This is a genomic window from Acidobacteriota bacterium (assembly GCA_016184105.1).
GTDB lineage: Bacteria > Acidobacteriota > Vicinamibacteria > Vicinamibacterales > 2-12-FULL-66-21 > JACPDI01.
In genome coordinates this window covers 65,509-82,865 of sequence record JACPDI010000017.1, presented here as the reverse complement: position 1 = coordinate 82,865, position 17,357 = coordinate 65,509, and the positions used below count along the sequence as shown (strand labels likewise).

Below are 17,357 nucleotides of genomic sequence, written 5' to 3'. Positions count from 1 at the left end.
AATCTGGTGCGTGCCGTCAGCCGCGGAGTCGGGACCGCGTCGGGCATCATCCTGCAGTTCCCCTTCTACGCCGGTATCTTCGGCGTGATCAACAACACCGCCTTGGGCAGCTGGCTCGGAGAGCTATTCGTCCGAGTGGCCACCGCAGACACCTATCCGTTGATCGTCTACATCTATTCCGCTTTTATGAATGTCTTCGTGCCGTCCGCGGGCTCGAAATGGTTGATTGAAGCGCCCTACCTGTTGCCGGCAGCCCGGGAGCTGGGCGTGTCGGCGACTACCACGCTGCTCGCCTATGCGTACGGTGACTCCACGACGAATCTGATTCAACCGTTCTGGGCGATCCCGCTCTTGGCGGTCACGCGCCTGCGGTTTGGTGACATCCTTGGTTACACTTGCCTTGTCGCTCTGGTGTGTGCCGTGATTAGCGTTGTAGCAATGCTGCTGATTCCAGTGAATCTCTAGGCACGAGGCACGAGGCGCCGGGCACAAGGTACTTCTCGAACCCCTTCGAACCCCTCGAACCCCTCGAACCCCTCGAACCCTATCGCACCTCCCCATTCACCCGCACCCCCGCCTCCACCGCGCGCACCACCTCCCCGATTGTCCGGCCCGAGGTGTCGATGGTCATCGTGGCGGCGGAGTAGAGCGGCTCGCGGGCGGCGAGCAGGTCGCGCAGATCCCGCATGGCCTGCGGATGGTCGGCCATCGGCCGCCGATCGCCCTGCTTCACCACGCGGTTCCAGTGATCCTCCGGCGTCGCCTTGAGCCACACCGTCCGGGCCTGGCGACGGAGCAGGGCGAACGTCTCGGGAGCGGTCACGATGCCGCCGCCCGTGGCAATGACCAGGGAAGTCGGGCCGTCGAGCAGTTGGGCGAGCGCCTGGCGCTCGAGCCGCCGGTAGTACTCCTCGCCGTGCAACGAGAAGATTTCGCTCAGCGTCAGGTTGGCGATCTCTTCGATGCGCTGGTCAAGTTCGACGAACCGCATCCGGAGCCGGCGCGCGAGCCGCCGCCCCACAGTCGTCTTCCCGGCACCGCGCAGTCCCAGTAAGGCAATGACCGTCGTGGCTTCCGGCCCCGCCACGTTGCCGTCCGCCAGCAGCACGCCGGGCGTCGTCTCGAGCGCCGAGGCGACCGACGTCAGGCGGCGCACCGAGATGTTGCCGTCGCCCGCCTCGAGCTGCACGAGGAAGCGCAGCGACACGCCCGAACGCTCCGACAGCTCGCGCAGCGTCCACCCGCGCGCGGTTCGCGCCGCACGCACCCGGCGCCCGAGAGAGTCGAGCAGCTGATCAGCGCTGAGCACGTAGTGCACTATATCACCTCTGACGCTGGGTGGGAGCACTATAGTGCCTTGACACCCGTCCGTCTGCGAATTACGCTCAGGGGCCATGGCAGCCGCGAGCCAAAGCACCGTACCCGCCACACGTGTCGAATTCGGGACGTCCCCGGACAAGTACCGCCACTGGAAGCTGTCGTTCGGCGGTCCCGTCGCCCGGCTGTCGATGGACGTCACCGAGGATGCCGGGCTGTCGACAGACTACCGGCTCAAGCTCAACTCGTACGACCTCGGCGTCGACATCGAGCTCGCCGACGCCCTTCAACGCATCCGGTTCGAGCATCCCGAGGTGCACTCGGTCGTCATCACCAGCCTGAAAGAGCGCATCTTCTGCGCGGGCGCGAACATCTACATGCTCCGCAGCTCCACGCACGGATGGAAGGTGAACTTCTGCAAGTTCACCAACGAGACGCGCCTGGCGATCGAGGACGCGAGCGCGCACTCCGGGCTCAAGTTCGTGGCCGCGCTGAACGGCATCTGCGCCGGAGGGGGCTACGAGCTGGCGCTGGCGTGCGACGAAATCCTGCTCGTGGACGATGGGAATTCAGCGGTGAGCCTGCCGGAGACGCCGCTGCTGGGCGTGCTGCCCGGTACGGGCGGCCTGACCCGGGTCGTGGACAAGCGGAAGGTGCGGCGCGATCGTGCCGACTTCTTCAGCACGCTCACCGAAGGCATCAAGGGCAAGCGCGCGGTCGAATGGCGGCTCGTGGACGCCGTTCATCCGGCCAGCCGGTTCAAGGACGCCGTCGAGGCGCGCGCGCGGGCGCTCGCCAACCTCTCCGATCGGCCGGACAGCGGTCCCGGCATCGTGCTCACGCCGCTGAATCCCGTGGTGTCGCCCGACCTCGTCGCGTACTCCGCCGTCACGCTGGCGATCGATCGCGAGAAGCGCCTGGCCACCGTCGTCGTGCGCGCGCCGGAGGAGGACCAGCCGGACACGCCGCAGGCCATTGCCGCGATGGGAGACCGGTTCTGGGCGCTGCGCGCGTTCCGCGAGCTCGATGACGCCATCCTGCGGATCCGGATGAACGAGCCGTCGATCGGCACGGTGATTTTCCGCACCGAGGGCCCTGTCGAGCGCGTCCTCGCGTCCGATCGGGCGCTCGCCGCACATCGGGACCACTGGCTCGTCCGCGAGATCGTCCACTTCATCAAGCGCACGCTGAAACGTGTTGACCTCACCTCGCGCAGCCTCTTCGCGCTCATCGAGCCGGGCAGCGCGTTTGCCGGGTCGCTCTTCGAGCTGGCGCTCGCCTGCGACCGGAGCTACATGCGTGCGGACGAGGACCTGCAGAATGCGATCGCGCTTTCGCCGATGAACGCCGGGCTGCTGCCGATGGGCAACGGGCTCTCGCGGCTGGAGACGCGTTTTCTCGCCGACCCGGCGGCGGTCGATCGCGTGCTGGCGCACGATGGTCTGTTCGACGCGCAGCAGGCGGAGGAGGCCGGCCTCGTCACCTTCGCGCCAGACGACATCGACTGGGACGACGAGATCCGCCTGGCGCTGGAGGCGCGCGCCGCCTTTTCTCCGGATGCCCTGACGGGGATGGAGGCCAACCTCCGATTCGCCGGGCCGGAAACGCTCGAAACGAAGATCTTCGGGCGCCTGACGGCGTGGCAGAACTGGATCTTCCAGCGGCCGAACGCGGTCGGGGAAAAGGGCGCGCTGACGTCGTACGGCACGGCGGGCGCGCGGCCGCAGTTCGACTGGAACCGGTGTTAGCAGAGGCCAGAGGCGAGGCAGGGGGACCGAATGATCTCCGCCGAGAAGATTCCAAACAACGTCAACCTCTCGAGCAACAAGCGCCTGCAGCGCGCGCTCGAGCACTGGCAGCCGAAGTACATCCAGTGGTGGCGCGACATGGGGCCGCAGGGCTTCCAGGACTACCACCAGGTCTACGTACGCACCGCCGTCAGCGTCGATCCGTCCGGGTGGGCGCACTTCGAATACGTCAAGCTGCCGGAGTACCGCTGGGGGATCTTCCTCGCGGACCCGGTGCACGATCGTCGCGTCGGGTTCGGTGACTTCTTCGGCCGGCCGGTCTGGCAGGAAGTGCCGGGCGAGTTCCGCAACCAGCTCCGACGGCTCATCGTCACGCAAGGAGACACCGAGCCGGCCAGCGTTGAGCAGCAGCGCTGGCTCGGGCACCGCTGCCCGAGCGTGTACGACCTCAGAAACCTGTTCCAGGTGAACGTGGAGGAGGGGCGGCACCTCTGGGCGATGGTCTATCTGCTGCACTCGTATTTCGGTCGCGATGGGCGCGACGAGGCCGAGGAACTGCTGGATCGACAAAGCGGCAACCGCGACAAGCCGCGCATCCTCGAGGCGTTCAACGATCCGATCGAGAACTGGCTGGATTTCTTCATGTTCACGATGTTCACGGATCGTGACGGCAAGTCGCAGCTGCTCTCGCTGTCCGAAAGCTCGCTCGATCCCCTGTCCCGGACGACGCGGTTCATGCTGACCGAAGAGGCGCATCACATGTTCGTCGGCGAGACGGGCGTGGGGCGCATCCTCGAGCGCACGTGTCAGTTGATGAAGGAGGCGGGGTTCTCCGAGGATGTCCGCAGTCTGGGCGGCATCGATGTGCCGACGATCCAGAAGCACATCAACCTGTGGTTCAGCCGCAGCCTGGACCTGCACGGCAACGAGATCTCCAACAACGCCGCCGCCTACTTCGCCAACGGGCTCAAGGGGCGCGCCCAGGAAACCCGCTGGGACGACCACGTCGTCAGCGAGGATCGCCACTATCATCTGCAGGTGCTGAGCGACGGATCGCTCGGGCAGCGGGCCGTCCCGATGCGCCAGGTCATGAACGAAGTCCTGCGCGACTGGTACGTGGGCGACTGCCAGGCGGGAGTCGACCGATGGAATAAGATCCTCGAGCGGCACGGCATGGCGGACCGGCTGCGCCTGCCCGACCGCAAGTTCAACCGCGAGATCGGCATGTTCTCCGCCGCGCATTTCGACCCGCATGGAACGCCGCTCTCGGAAGAAGAGTGGGAGCGACGCAAGCACGAGTGGCTGCCCTCGGAACGCGATCGCGAGTACCTGCTCAGCATCATGGCCGAACCGGTGTACGAGCCGGGGGTGTACGCCAACTACATCGCGCCGCCAGCCCGCGGCATCAACCGGCAGCCGGTTGATTTCGAATACGTGAGGACGGAGCTCTGAGGACGTAAGGGGGACAGTCACACTTTCCGAAGCAGGGGCCCGGGAAAGTGTGACTGTCCCCCTTACGTCCTCTGCGAGGATCGCCACGTGGAACGAAAGAAGCTCCTGATCAACGGCCAGTGGGTCGACGCGTCCGGCGGGAAGACCGTGCCGGTCATCAACCCCGCAACGGAAGAAGTCATCGCGGAGGTGGCGTCGGCCACGCGCGAGGACGTCGATGCCGCGGTCAGGGCCGCGCGCGCGGCGCTCGATGGTCCCTGGGCGAAGATGCCGGCGCGGGAACGCGGCCGGCTGTTGTGGAAGCTGGGCGAGCGCCTGATGGAACGGGTGGACGACGTTGCGCGGCTCGAGACGCTCCACAACGGCAAGCCGATTACCGAGTCGCGGCACGTCGAGATCCCCGCCGCCGCCGAGTGCCTGCAGTATTACGCCGGATGGGCGGACAAGGTTCATGGCGAGACGATTCCCGTCAAGGGAAATTACTTCACCTACACCCTGCGCGAGCCAGTCGGCGTGGTGGCGGCGATCGTGCCGTGGAACTTTCCGCTGCTCCTCGCATCCTGGAAGGTCGGGCCGGCGCTTGCGTGCGGCAACACGCTGATCCTGAAGCCCGCGAGCCAGACGCCGCTCACGGCGATTGCGCTCGGCGAAATCGCGCAGGAAGTCGGGTTCCCGCCCGGCGTGCTCAACGTCATCACCGGCCCGGGGTCGAGCGTGGGGCAGGCGATCGTCGAGCACCCCGGCATCGACAAGATCGCGTTCACGGGGGACACGAGCACCGGCAAGGGGATCATGCGAAGCGCCGCAGACACGCTGAAGCACATCACGCTGGAGCTGGGCGGCAAGTCGCCGAACATCGTGTTGCCCGACGCCGATCTCGAGGCGGCGATCCGCGGCGCAACGGTCGGGATCTTCTACGGCAAAGGGGAAGTGTGCGCCGCGGGCTCGCGCCTGCTGGTCGCCCGGTCCATCAAGGACGAGTTCATGGAGAAGCTGGCCGCGCGCACCAGGAAGATGACGCCCGGAGATCCCCTGGACCCGAAGACGAAGCTGGGGGCAATCGCGTCGAAGACCCAGATGGAGCGAGTGCTGGGCTACATTGAAACGGCAAAAAGGGAAGGCGCCACGCTCGTCGCCGGCGGAGGGCGCGCGGACATCGGCACGGGCAAGGGATATTTCCTCCAGCCGACCGTGTTCGACGGCGTCACCCCGGAGATGACGATTGCCCGCGAGGAGATTTTCGGGCCCGTGCTGGCGACAATCGAGTTCGCCGACCTGGACGAGGCGATCGCGAAGGCCAACGACACGCAGTACGGCCTGGCCGCCGCGGTCTGGACGAGGGACATCAAGAAGGCGCATCACGTGGCGGGGAAGCTCAAGGCCGGCACCGTCTGGGTGAACACGTACAATGTCTACGACACGGCGGCCCCCTTCGGCGGCTACAAGCAGAGCGGGTTCGGCCGGGAGATGAGCGTCCACGCCCTCGAGCACTACACGCAGGTGAAGAGCGTGTGGGTGGACTTGAATCTGTAGTGGTCAAGGGTCGGGAGCCACCGGCCGCTACTGACCTCCTCCGAGCAGATGCTTCTGCACTTTTCCGAGCGCCGTGCGGGGGATGTGGCCGACGGCGATGAAGGCGCGCGGGATCTTGAATGACGCGAGGCTGCGCCGGCAGGCGGCCTCGAGGGCCGCAGCGTCGAGCGTCGCGCCCGGCGCAAGGACGAGATAGGCGACGGGCACCTCGCCGCGCACCGGATCGGGCGCGCCGACCACTGCGGCGTCCGCGACGGCGCCCTGTTCGAGCAGCAGCTCCTCGATCTCGCGCGCCATGCGCCACGCGCGCGCGTCGATCTCTCCGAACGTGAACGCCCGCCCCTTCCATTCGAGCGCCGTTTCGCCGCGGCGCGTCTCGAACGTGTGTGCGAACAGATCGGCGAGCGCCATGGCGATTACAGCCGCGCGAACGTGCCGGCGAACGCCTGGCAGAGCAGGGCGCCGACGAGCGTCATCGCCAGCCCCCAGATCAGCATGCGGCGGAACAGGTCGCGCGAGAGCGCCGGGTCGGACACGGCGGCCACGCACAACGCGCCGATCGTCGAGAGCGGCGAGACGTCCACGAGCGACGCGCCGACGTTGATGCTGAGCGCGACCGCCAGCGGATCGCCGCCGCCGACGCGCGCGACGAGCCCCGGCACGGTCGGCAGGAACGTGGGGAGCACCACGCCCGACGTGCTGCTGTAGGTCGAGATCGTGCCGGTGACGAAGGCGATCGTGCCGTTGATGGTCGCGGGCGTGGCGAGCCCCGCGAGCAGCCGCGTGAACAGATCCATGCCGCCCGTCTTCTCGAGAACGGCAATCAACAGCGACACGCCGCACACCATCAGGATCGCGCTCCACGGCATCCGCTTCACCGCGGCGGTCTCGTCAGCGGCCCTCGCCACGACGAGCAGGACGGCGGCCGCGAACGCGGAGAACCCGACGTGCACGCCGAAGAACACGACGGCGGCGATCCACGCCGTGACCGCCGCGATCGTGAGCGCCTGACGCCAGCCAAGCGGCGGCGCGGAGGCCCCCGCGTGGGCCCGCTCGCCGCGCGAGCGGCGCAGCCCGCCGAACATCGCCCAGGCCGCCAGCCCCACGAGCAGGTGGGCGGTGAAGTTGGCTCCCCACACCTTCCATTCGTGCCCGCCGAGCCCCACGGCCGCCATCCTCGTGTTCGCGATCACGCCGACGGAGCTGAACGGCGACAGGTTTCCCGCGTTGGCGCCATTGGCCACCATCAGCGCCGTGAGCAGCGCCGGCACCCGCGCTTCGGTGCCGAGCGCCATGGCGATGGGCACGACCAGGGCGACGCTCGCGATGGCACCGGGACCGACGGTCGCGATGGCCATGGCGATGACAAAGAAGAGGAGCGGCACGATCCGGGCGTTGCCCCGCGCGAGCCGCATCAGACGCGCCGCAACCCCGTGGACGGTTCCGTTCGCGTCGGAGACGGCGAACAACAGCGTGACGCCGGCCAGCGTGAGGAACAGCTGCGTGGGGAAGCCGGCGGCGATGATTTCGCCGGGCCAGCCCGCCACGAACGCGCCGATCGCCCAGGCGGCAGCGATCGCGATCAGGCCGACGTTCAGCTGCGTCGTGCAGCTCAGGACGATCGCGGCCGCGAGGGCGAGGAGCGAAGCGACGGCAGGGGTGAGCACCGGCCGGCGATTATAGCCCGGCGCCGCCCCGCTTTCCGGTAGGATCGGCCGTGCGTCCGCCGTGTCCGCCGTGTCCGCCGTCATCGACCTCCACGTCCACGTCGCCCCCTATCACCTGCTGCGTCCCGAGGCGCGCCGGACCTTTCTTGCCGGCAAGCCGAATCGGGAGGAGATCGAGGCGTATTCGTCCGACCCCGCGGCGCTGCTGCGCCTGATGGACGCGGAAGGCATCGAGCGGGTCGGGATGATCAACTACGTGAGCCCGGACGTGATCGGCCCGGGGCCGGAGGTCAACGACTGGACCCTCCAGTTCGCGTCGGCCGCTCCCTCCCGGCTCCTCGCATTCGGGTCGGTGCACCCGCGCCACACCGCGGACCCGGCGGCGGAGGTCTCGAACCTTGCCGAGCGCGGCATTCGCGCCATCAAGATCCATCCGCCCCACCAGGAGTTCGCGGCCAACGCCTATACCGGCGGCCTCGACGCGCTCGCGAAGATCTACCTGGCCGCCGAGGGCGCCGGTTTGCCGGTGACGATTCACACCGGGACATCGGTGTTCCCAGGCGCGCGGAGCCGCCTCGGAAACCCGATGGATGTCGATGACGTCGCCATCGACTTTCCGGATCTGACGATCCTGCTCGCCCACGGTGGGCGTCCGCTCTGGACGAAAGAAGCCTTCTTCGTCGTGCGCCGGCACCCGAACGTGTACCTGGAGCTTTCGGGAATACCGCCGTCGCGGTTGCTCGAATGGTTCCCCAGGCTGGAGGAGATCGCCGACCGCACGGTGTGGGGATCGGACTGGCCGAGCCCGGGAGTGGCGTCGATGCGGAAGAACGTCGATCAGTTTCTCGCGCTTCCGCTCAGCGACGAGACCAAGCGCAAGGTGCTCTACGAGAATGCGGACGCGCTGTTTCCGGAACGATAGCGCCGGTCACAGAAATCGCCGGCCCATTACACATCCGCGTACGGCTCCGCGGCCAACCCCACGAAAAGGCCGGATGCTCTTCTGCTGTGCCTTGGCGCGACCGCTGCTGTATCATGCTGTGAGATCCATGCGCCGAGGCGTCTTCGGCCTGCTCGTTGCAGCTCTGCTGTTAGTCCGGGTGCCCGCGGGCGCCGACGAGCTCGCGCTCGAGTTGTTCGGCCGGTACCTCCAGGCGCTGGCCCGGCAGGCGGGCATTCCTGGTCTCGCAGCCGCGGTGGTCGGCGATGGCGGCATCGCCTGGGAGCGCGGCTTCGGCCTGCAGGATGTCGACCGATCGATCGCCGTCCGCCCCGATACGCCTTTTCACGTCGACGGCCTCACTCAGACATTCACCGCCGCGATGTCGCTGCGCTGCGCCGAGGAAGGACGCCTGTCGCTCGACGACCGCGTGGCGCGGTTCGACAGCGCCAGCCCGGAGCCGGATGCGACTGTTCGCCAGCTCCTGTCCCACACGTCCGGCGCGCCGGAGTTTCTGGTGTTCGCCTATCGTCCGGAACGGCTCGCGCCGCTCTGGCGGGGCATGCGGATGTGCACGGGTGATTCCTATCGTGAGACCCTGGCGAACCTCCTCAACCGGCTCTCCATGCTCGACTCGGTGCCCGGACCGGATGCGATCAGCCTCGCGCCTGGATCCGAAGGGACCTTCGAGCCGGCAGAGATCGAGCATTACCGCAGCGTTCTGGAGCGCGTGGCTGTCCCCTATGCGGTGGACAAGCGCGGCCGCGCGACGCGATCGAACTACGTCGCGGCCGGGCTGTCACCCTCTGCGGGGCTGATTGCCAGCGCGCGCGATCTCGCGCAGTTCGACGTCGCGCTCCGCCGCGGAATACTCGTGCGGCCTGACACGTTGGAGGGGGCGTGGCGGGCCCCGCTGGGCTTCAACGGTCAGCCGCTGCCGCACGGTCTCGGCTGGTTCTCACAGATTTACAACGGCGAGCTGATCGTCTGGCAATTCGGGGTGGGGGAGAACGCCTCGTCTTCGCTCATCATCAGCGTGCCGGGGCGCGGGCTCACGTTCATTGCGCTGGCGAACAGCGACGGGCTGGTGAGGTCGTTTCCGCTCGAGGCGGGCGATGTGCTCGTCACGGCGCTGCTGACGGCGACCACGGCTCAGCTTTCGGCCGAGCGCCAGTTGAAGCCGTTCGCGGGGCTGACATTCGGCGGCGACACCACGCTGGTCGACGTCGGAGAGGCGCGGGACAACAGGCATCTCACGCTTGGCGTAGGCACGGTCGTCCTCGGTGAGATGCTCGGCGTCGAGGCCGATTTCGCCTACATGCCCGGGTTTTTCGAGGGCGGCACGTCGCTGGTCGTTCGCAGCAGTGTCATCACGCTCACCGGCAACGTGGTCGTGGCGGCGCCGCAGCGGGTGACGGAATACACGCTGCGCCCGTACTTCGTCGGCGGCTTCGGGCTGATGCGCGCGCGCACGAAGGATGTGCTCGGCGCGCTGCCGCTCACCGAGACGATGCCGGCATTTGACGTGGGCGGCGGCGTGACCGGCTTCCTGACCGAAACGTTCGGCGTGAGCTGGGACGTGCGGTACTTCCGCAGCATCGGCGGGCCAGACACCCCGACGGGCACGAGCATCGGCAGGCCGCAGCTGTCGTTCTGGCGGGCGAACATGGCGCTCACGCTGCGGTACTGAATCGTTGTAAAGTTCGCAGGGAATTCCGATGAGACGACGTCCGGAGGACGCACGGCGCGCGTGGAGCCTCGTCGCGGTTGTGGCCGCATCGGTCGCGCTCTACGCGGCCGACACGATCAGGATCACGCCGCTCGTGCGGGACGACCGCGTCCTCATTTCGTGCGACCTGCCGAACGCATTCAACGATGAGGTCCGCGCGGCGATCGCGAGCGGCCTGCGGACGACCTTCACCTACACGGTCGACCTCCGGATGGAAGTGCCCGCGTGGGTCGATCGCACGATCGACACGGCCGTGGTCAGCAACAGCGACCAGTACGACAACCTCACGCGCCGCCACAGCCTGTTGCGCACGATCGACGGGCGCGTGGAGGAGGCGCTCGTGACCGAAGACGCCTCGCTCGTGCCGCGCTTCATGACCACGCTCGACCGCCTGCCGCTGTTTCGCACGTCCAGGCTCGAACCGAATCGCGAGTATTACGTGGAGGTTCGGGTCAAGGCGCGGCCCCACGGCGGGTCGGTCTTCGGCTGGGTGAGCGCGGCGTCAGCGCACGCGAAGTTCACCTTCCTGCGCTAGCCTGCGCCCCTGGAATCCAGTTGCTCCCAGCGGTCGTACGCGTCGCGTATCTCCACCTCGAGCTGTTCAAGTCGCGCCAGGATTTCCCTGATCCTCGCCGCGCTCTCCTTGTAAAACCCCGGCGACGACACCAATTCGTTGAGCCGACGCTGTTCGGCCTCCAGCACGCCGATGCGTGCCGGCAGGTCCGCCAGTTCCCGCGCCTCCTTGTAGGAGAGCTTTCGGCGGGCCCCTGGCGCCGGTTTGGCCGCCGGCTGCGCGATTGACGGGAGGCGCGCGGGCAGCGCGGACGGTTCTGGCGTGGTGGGCCGCTGGCGGAGCCAGTCCTGGTAGCCGCCGACGTATTCCGCGACGCGGCCGTTGCCCTCAAAGGCGAGCGTGCCGGTCACCACGCTGTCCAGAAACACGCGATCGTGGCCGACCAGCAGCACCGTTCCCGGGAACTCCGCGAGCTGCGACTCCAGCAGCTCGAGGGTTTCGAGGTCGAGATCGTTGGTGGGCTCGTCCATCACGAGCACATTGGCGGGGCGTGTGAACAACCGCGCCAGGAGCAGCCGGTTCCGCTCGCCGCCCGACAGGGCCTTCACAGGCGAGCGGGCGCACTCGGGCGGAAACAGGAAGTCGCGAAGATATCCGTTCACGTGACGCGACCGGCCGTTCACCGTCACCGTGTCGCTGCCTTCGCCGATGACATCAAACACCGCGCGCTCGGGGTCGAGCTGCTCCCGCTGCTGGTCGTAATAGGCGACCTGCACGCCTGCGCCGTGCCGCACCTCCCCGGCGTCAGGCTCGATCTCGCCGAGCAGGATCCGCAGCAGCGTCGTCTTGCCGGCGCCATTCGGCCCGATGAGGCCGATGCGATCGCCCCGCATGATCCGTGTCGAGAAATCCCGTACGACGACGGTGTCGCCGAAGGCCTTGGAGACGCCCCGCACCTCGAAGACCATCTGCCCGGACGGGTCCGCGAGCTCGATCCCGATCCTCGCAGTACCCGGCTGCGACCGCCGCGCCGCACGCTCCTCGCGCATGGCGAGCAGGGCCCGGACGCGCCCCTCGTCTCGCGTTCGCCGCGCTTTGATCCCCTGGCGCAGCCAGGCCTCCTCGCCCGCGAGCCGCTTGTCGAATTTCACCTGCTGCGAGGCTTCGGCGGCCGCCAGCTCCGCTTTTCCCCGCAGAAACGCCTCGTAGTCACCGGGCCACGACGTCAGCGCGCCCCGATCGAGCTCGACGATCCGCGTCGCCAGGCGCTGGAGGAATGCGCGATCGTGCGTGACAAACAGCACCGCCCCCGAGAAGTCGGCCAGAAACGTTTCGAGCCACGTGATGGCCTCGATGTCGAGATGGTTCGTGGGCTCGTCGAGCAGGAGCAGGTCCGGCGAGGAGACGAGCGCGCGCGCGAGGAGCACGCGCCTGCGCCATCCCCCGGAAAGCGTGTCCACGACGGCGTCGGGGGGAAGGTCGAGCCGCGCCAGCACCATCTCCACGCGCTGCTCGATCGTCCAGCCCCCTCGCTCTTCCAGTTCGTGCTGCAGCCGTCCCAGGCGCTCGAGGGCGGCGGCGTTGCCGCCCTCCGCGACGTCGATCGCCGCATGGTGGTAGGCCTTGACGAGATCCGCCGGCTCGCCGAGCCCGTCGGACACGACGTCGAACACGGGACGATCGTCGGACAGCGGCACATCCTGGACCAGGCGGGCGATGCGCACGCCCGGCTGCCGCCAGACCGTTCCGGCGTCGGGCGGCAGTTCGCCGCTGACGATCTGCAGCAGCGTGGACTTGCCCGTGCCGTTCCGCCCGACGAGGCAGACACGCTCACCAGGTTCGATCTGCAGGGCCACAGCGTCGAGCAGGGGGAGGTGACCGTAGGCAATCGAGACGCGGTCGAGGGTGACGAGGGGCATTCTCAGGCGTCAGGCACGAGGCACGAGACACGAGGTAGCGGGCACGAGGCATTTGGCTTCAGGACGACCCCCTTGAGCCTTGTGCCTCGTGCCTGCTGATCACCGCGGAAACCGCCCGAGCGCGACGAGCAGCTCGAGCCTGGCGCGGCGCAGCGCGTCTTCAGCGATTGCGGCGGCCGTCTCGGCGTCGCGCGCGCCTCGCTGGGCGTCGATCACCTCGATATTCGTCGTCGCGCCTGCCCGGAAGGCGATGACGGTGATGCGCACCACCTCGTTCGCCTGTTCGGCCGCGGCGCGCGTGCGCTCGAGGGCGCGCTCCGTGCTGCGCACGGCTTCGATCGCGGCGCGCAGTTCCGCGCGCGCCTGTCGCTCCACTCCGGTGCGGTCGGCGCGCGCGATGTCGAGCCGCGCCTGGCGCTCGCGCTTCAGCCCGCGGCGCTCGCCGAATTCGAGCACCGGCGCCGAGAAGATCAGCGCGGCGCTCCAGCTTCGCGTCGGGAAGAACAGCCCGGACGGCGTCAGCAGCTGCGGGCTGACGACGCCGGTGAGCTCCGGGAGATAGTCCTTCCACGAATCGGCGACGACCCGCTCGGCTGCGGCAATGCGGGCCTCGGCGAGCCGAACGTCCGGCCGCGAGCCGATGGCCGGCGGTGCCGGAGCCCCGGCCGGAGCGATGACATCAGCCGGAATGTCGAACGCCGGTTCGGCGGCTGCATCGACAGGGCCATCCCCGGCCACCAGCACGCCCAGCGCCTCCTGCGCGCGCCGGACCGCCAGGCGCGCATCTTCGACGCGCGCTTCGTCGGCAGACAATTCCTGCTGCGCCCGCAGCGCGTTCAGGCGGCTGCCCAGACCCCCTTCGTACCGCTGGTGTGCGTCATCGAAGTGCGCGCGGGCGTTGTCGCGCGCGCGCTCGTTCAACTCGGCGACGCGCCGCTGGGTGATGATGGCGAGATAGGCCTGTGCCGCGGCGACCGCGATCTCGCGGCGCGCATCGGCCGCGCTTCGTTGCGCGACGAGCACCTGGTCCCGCGCCTGCGCGCGGAGCGCCCACCGCGCCGGCCTCAGCAGGGGGACACCGAGGACGGCGGACGTCGTCAACTGTGTCCGGGGATTGATGGATTCGCCCGCGAACTTCTGCACGGGACCGATCGTGCGCGTCGTCAGCGTCGCGTCGAGGGTGGGCAGGGACAGCGACCGCACCTGCTGCAGGAGCGCCTCTGCGCGCAGGATGCCCGCCGCCGCCTGCTCGATGGTCGGGTTGCGCGTGACGGCGCGTTCGATCGCCTCGTCGAAGGTGAGTCGATCCATCGCTGCCTGCTGCGCCGCGGCCGGCGGCGCCGTCGCGGCCACGATCAGCCATGCCAGGCCGGAGATCGCCGGTGCCCTACGCATGCGCGCCTCCATCGGCCTCATCGAGATCGTGGGCGCGTTTCGTCTCACCCCGAATTGATTGAACCACGACATAGAGGATCGGAATCATGGCGACGTTCAGAAACGTGGCGAACACCATCCCGCCGAACACGGTGGTGCCGACCGAGTGGCGTCCTTCCTGTCCGGCGCCCGACGCGAAGACGAGCGGCATGACGCCGAGAATCAGGGCCAGCGACGTCATGAGAATGGGCCGCAGCCGGATCCGCGCGGCTTCCACCGCCGCTTCGGCGATGGACATGCCGCGGGCGCGCAGCTGCTCGGCGAACTCCACGATCAGGATGCCGTTCTTCGCCGCGAGCCCGATCATCATGACCAGGCCAATCTGGACGTAGATGTCGTTCTGCAGGCCGCGCACGCCGACGAATGTCAACGCCCCGAGCACCGCGAGCGGGACGCTCAGCATGACGATGAACGGCAGCACGAGCGATTCGTACTGCGCGGCGAGCGTCAGGTAGACGAAGAGCAGCCCAATGAGAAAGATGTACACGGACTGCTGCCCCGCCTGGATCTCCTCGCGCGACAGGCCCGACCAGGCGTAGCCGAAGCCGTCGGGAAGGGCGCGAGCGGCGATCGCTTCCATCTCTTCGATCGCCTGCCCGGAGCTGAAGCCCGGCGCCGCGCCGCCGTTGATTTCTGCCGACCGGAACAGGTTGTAGTGCGAGATCACCTGGGGTGCCGTCGTTTCGCGCACGCGGACGAGATTGGAGAGCGGCACCATCTGCCCGTTGTTGGTGCGCGCGTAGTACTGGCCCAGGTCCTTGGGATCCGACCGGTATGCCTTGTCGGCCTGCACGTACACGCGGTACGCCCGGTTGTTGAAGTCGAAGTCGTTGACGTACGCGGACCCCAGATAGATCTGCATCGCGCTCGTGATTTCGCTGATCGGCACGCCGAGGCTGCGCGCCCGCTCGCGGTCGATGTCCACGGCCAGCTGCGGATCGTTCGCGGTAAACGAGCTGAAGAGGCCGGCCACGCGCGGCGATTTCATCGACTCGCCGATGATGCCGTAGGTGGCCTGCGCCAGGCGGCTGATGTCGCCGCCGCTCTGGTCCAGCACTTCGAAGGTGAACCCGCCGAACGCGTTGATCCCCTCGATGGCGGGCGGCGCGAACGGGATCACGAGCGCCCCCTGGACGCCGAACAGGGGACCGCGCAACCGGTTCAGGACCGCCTGCAGCCGGTGCTCCTCTCCCGGGCGCTCGTCGAACGGCTTCAGCGGGACGAACATGATGCCCTGGTTGGGCGCGGCGCCGCCGAAGCTGAAGCCCACGACCGTGAACACGGTCCGCACTTCGGGCGTCTTCATCAGCAGCTGCTCGACCTCCTTCATCACGTTGCTCGTGTACTCCAGCGACGAGCCCGCGGGGGCCTGCACGACGGTGATGAACCACCCCTGGTCTTCCTCGGGCACGAAGGACTGCGGCACCCACCGGTAGGCCATGAACGTCAGGCCGAGCCCGACGATGAAGGCGGCCACGACGGCCCAGCGGACGCGCAGCAGCCGGTGGAGCACGCCGACATACATGTCGGTGCCCCGCGTGATGATCGATTCGAAGAGCCCGAAGACGCGCCCTTTGCCCTGGTCCACGCCGCGGCCGCCGCGCAGCAGCAGCGCGGAGAGCGCGGGCGTGAGCGTCAGCGCGTTGAACGCGGAGATGCCGACCGCGAAGGCGATCGTGAGTGCGAACTGCGCGTAGAGCCGCCCGGTCGTGCCCGGGAAGAAGCCGACCGGCACGAACACCGCGATGAGCACGAGGGCGGTCGCAATCAGTGCGCCGAAGACTTCCTTCATCGCGTCCGACGCTGCGTGCGCGGCGCCTTTCCTGTACTGGTGGATATGACGCTCGATGTTCTCGATGACCACGATCGCATCGTCGACGACGATGCCCGTGGCCAGGACGATGGCGAACAGCGTGAGCGTGTTGATCGAGAAGTCCAGCAGCTTGATGAACGCGAAGGTTCCGACCAGGGAGACCGGGATGGTGAGCGTCGGGATCAGCGTCGCCCGCCAGCTCTGGAGGAAGACGAACATCACGAGAATGACGAGGATGATCGCCTCGACGAGCGTCTTGACCACCTCCGTGATCGACTCCAGCATCGACTCGGTCGTGTTGAACGCGATCGCGTAACGCATCCCCGGCGGGAAGTTGTGCTTCAGCCGCTCGAGCTCGGCGATGACGCCGCGCTCCACGTCGAGCGCGTTCGCCGTGGGGAGCGCCATGACGCCGAAGCCGACCGCCTCGAACCCGTGGAAGCGCAGCACGGACGAATAGGTTTCCGCCCCGAGCTCGGCGGTGCCGACGTCCTTCAGCCGGATCAGCGAGGCATCCTTGCCGGACTTCACGATGATGTTCTCGAACTCGCGCGGCTCGGTCAGCCGCCCCGCGGCGCGCACGGAGATCTGGTAGGTCTGCCCCTCGCGCGCCGGCGCATCGCCGACGCTCCCGGCCGCCACCTGCACGTTCTGCTCGCGCAGTGCGCTGACGACGTCTCCCGCCGTGATCTGGCGCGCCGCCAGGCGCACGGGGTCGAGCCACAGTCGCATGGAGTACTTGCGCTCGCCGAAGATCATCGCGTCGGCCACGCCGGGGACGCGCTTCAGCGCGTCCCGCACGTACACGTCGAGGTAGTTCGACATGAAGAGCGTGTCGTACTCGGCGCGCTCGGAGAACACGCCCACGCCCATGATGAAATTCATCGACTGCTTCTGGACGGTGACGCCGGTCTGCCGCACTTCGGCGGGCAGCCGTCCCATCGCCTGGTTGACGCGGTTTTGCACGTCCACCGCGGCGATGTCCGGGTCGCGCGTGACGTCGAAGACGACGCTGATCTGCGAGAACCCGCTGTTGGTGCTCGACGAGGACATGTAGAGCATGCCCTCGACGCCGTTGATCGCCTGCTCGAGCGGGGTCGTGACGGCGGTCTCGACGGTCTCCGCGTTTGCGCCGGTGTAGAAGGTCGTGACGCTCACCTGCGGCGGCGCCACGTCCGGATACTGCGCGACCGGCATGGTCGGGATCGCCAGGACGCCCACGATGACGATCACCAGCGAGCACACGCTCGCGAGGATCGGACGACGAATGAACGTGTCGACGAACATGGGT

General features: G+C 68.0%; 13 protein-coding genes. 7 read left to right on the top strand and 6 right to left on the bottom strand.

Translation table 11 applies throughout. The features are described 5' to 3' along the window. The coding region (locus HYU53_06895) for a short-chain fatty acid transporter (GenBank protein ID MBI2220921.1) at positions 1–465 on the top strand (465 nt) is incomplete at its 5' end. Between the two features lie 79 nt (positions 466–544). On the opposite strand, the gene HYU53_06890 is transcribed toward HYU53_06895, so the two are convergent. Further along, entirely contained in the window at positions 545–1,309 is a 765-nt protein-coding gene (locus HYU53_06890; protein MBI2220920.1) for a helix-turn-helix domain-containing protein, read from the bottom strand. Positions 1,310–1,394: 85 nt separating this feature from the next. On the opposite strand from HYU53_06890, the gene HYU53_06885 reads away from it, so the two are divergent. The 3 genes from HYU53_06885 (at position 1,395) to betB (ending at position 6,050) form a co-directional block, all read left to right on the top strand. After that, entirely contained in the window at positions 1,395–3,065 is a 1,671-nt protein-coding gene (locus tag HYU53_06885) for a benzoyl-CoA-dihydrodiol lyase (protein MBI2220919.1), read from the top strand. Between the two features lie 30 nt (positions 3,066–3,095). Beyond that, complete coding sequence (gene boxB / locus HYU53_06880) at positions 3,096–4,517, top strand: benzoyl-CoA 2,3-epoxidase subunit BoxB (protein ID MBI2220918.1); 1,422 nt, start codon at positions 3,096–3,098, stop codon at positions 4,515–4,517. Positions 4,518–4,604: 87 nt separating this feature from the next. Further along, positions 4,605–6,050 carry a betaine-aldehyde dehydrogenase gene (gene betB, locus HYU53_06875; protein ID MBI2220917.1) on the top strand — a complete coding sequence of 482 codons (1,446 nt, stop codon included), beginning with the start codon at positions 4,605–4,607 and terminating at the stop codon, positions 6,048–6,050. Positions 6,051–6,077: 27 nt separating this feature from the next. On the opposite strand, the gene HYU53_06870 is transcribed toward betB, so the two are convergent. Together HYU53_06870 and HYU53_06865 are read right to left on the bottom strand one after the other, a co-directional pair. Next, positions 6,078–6,461, bottom strand: coding sequence for a hypothetical protein (locus HYU53_06870; protein MBI2220916.1), 384 nt, complete (start codon positions 6,459–6,461; stop codon positions 6,078–6,080). A 5-nt stretch (positions 6,462–6,466) separates the two neighbouring features. Continuing rightward, positions 6,467–7,717, bottom strand: a complete 1,251-nt coding sequence (locus HYU53_06865; protein ID MBI2220915.1) for a C4-dicarboxylate ABC transporter — start codon at positions 7,715–7,717, stop codon at positions 6,467–6,469. A gap of 61 nt (positions 7,718–7,778) precedes the next feature. Between HYU53_06865 and HYU53_06860 the strand changes: the two genes are divergently transcribed. The 3 genes from HYU53_06860 to HYU53_06850 all read left to right on the top strand — a co-directional run bounded on the left by HYU53_06860 (position 7,779) and on the right by HYU53_06850 (position 10,921). Further along, on the top strand, positions 7,779–8,639 hold the full coding sequence (locus HYU53_06860) for an amidohydrolase (protein ID MBI2220914.1): 861 nt from the start codon (positions 7,779–7,781) through the stop codon (positions 8,637–8,639). Between the two features lie 127 nt (positions 8,640–8,766). Beyond that, on the top strand, positions 8,767–10,347 hold the full coding sequence (locus HYU53_06855) for a serine hydrolase (GenBank protein ID MBI2220913.1): 1,581 nt from the start codon (positions 8,767–8,769) through the stop codon (positions 10,345–10,347). Positions 10,348–10,375: 28 nt separating this feature from the next. Beyond that, positions 10,376–10,921 (top strand): DUF4390 domain-containing protein, encoded by a 546-nt coding sequence (locus HYU53_06850; GenBank protein MBI2220912.1) that lies wholly within the window; start codon positions 10,376–10,378, stop codon positions 10,919–10,921. Here the strand turns inward: HYU53_06850 and HYU53_06845 are convergent. From HYU53_06845 to HYU53_06835, 3 genes are all read right to left on the bottom strand, one after another. After that, positions 10,918–12,819 carry an ATP-binding cassette domain-containing protein gene (locus HYU53_06845; GenBank protein MBI2220911.1) on the bottom strand — a complete coding sequence of 634 codons (1,902 nt, stop codon included), beginning with the start codon at positions 12,817–12,819 and terminating at the stop codon, positions 10,918–10,920. The genes HYU53_06850 and HYU53_06845 overlap by 4 nt on opposite strands. A gap of 99 nt (positions 12,820–12,918) precedes the next feature. After that, positions 12,919–14,214: a TolC family protein gene (locus tag HYU53_06840; GenBank protein MBI2220910.1), complete on the bottom strand. Its 1,296-nt coding sequence runs from the start codon at positions 14,212–14,214 to the stop codon at positions 12,919–12,921. After that, on the bottom strand, positions 14,207–17,353 hold the full coding sequence (locus HYU53_06835) for a multidrug efflux RND transporter permease subunit (protein ID MBI2220909.1): 3,147 nt from the start codon (positions 17,351–17,353) through the stop codon (positions 14,207–14,209). Before HYU53_06835 ends, HYU53_06840 begins: the two co-directional genes overlap by 8 nt. Between the last annotated feature and the right edge of the window lie 4 nt (positions 17,354–17,357).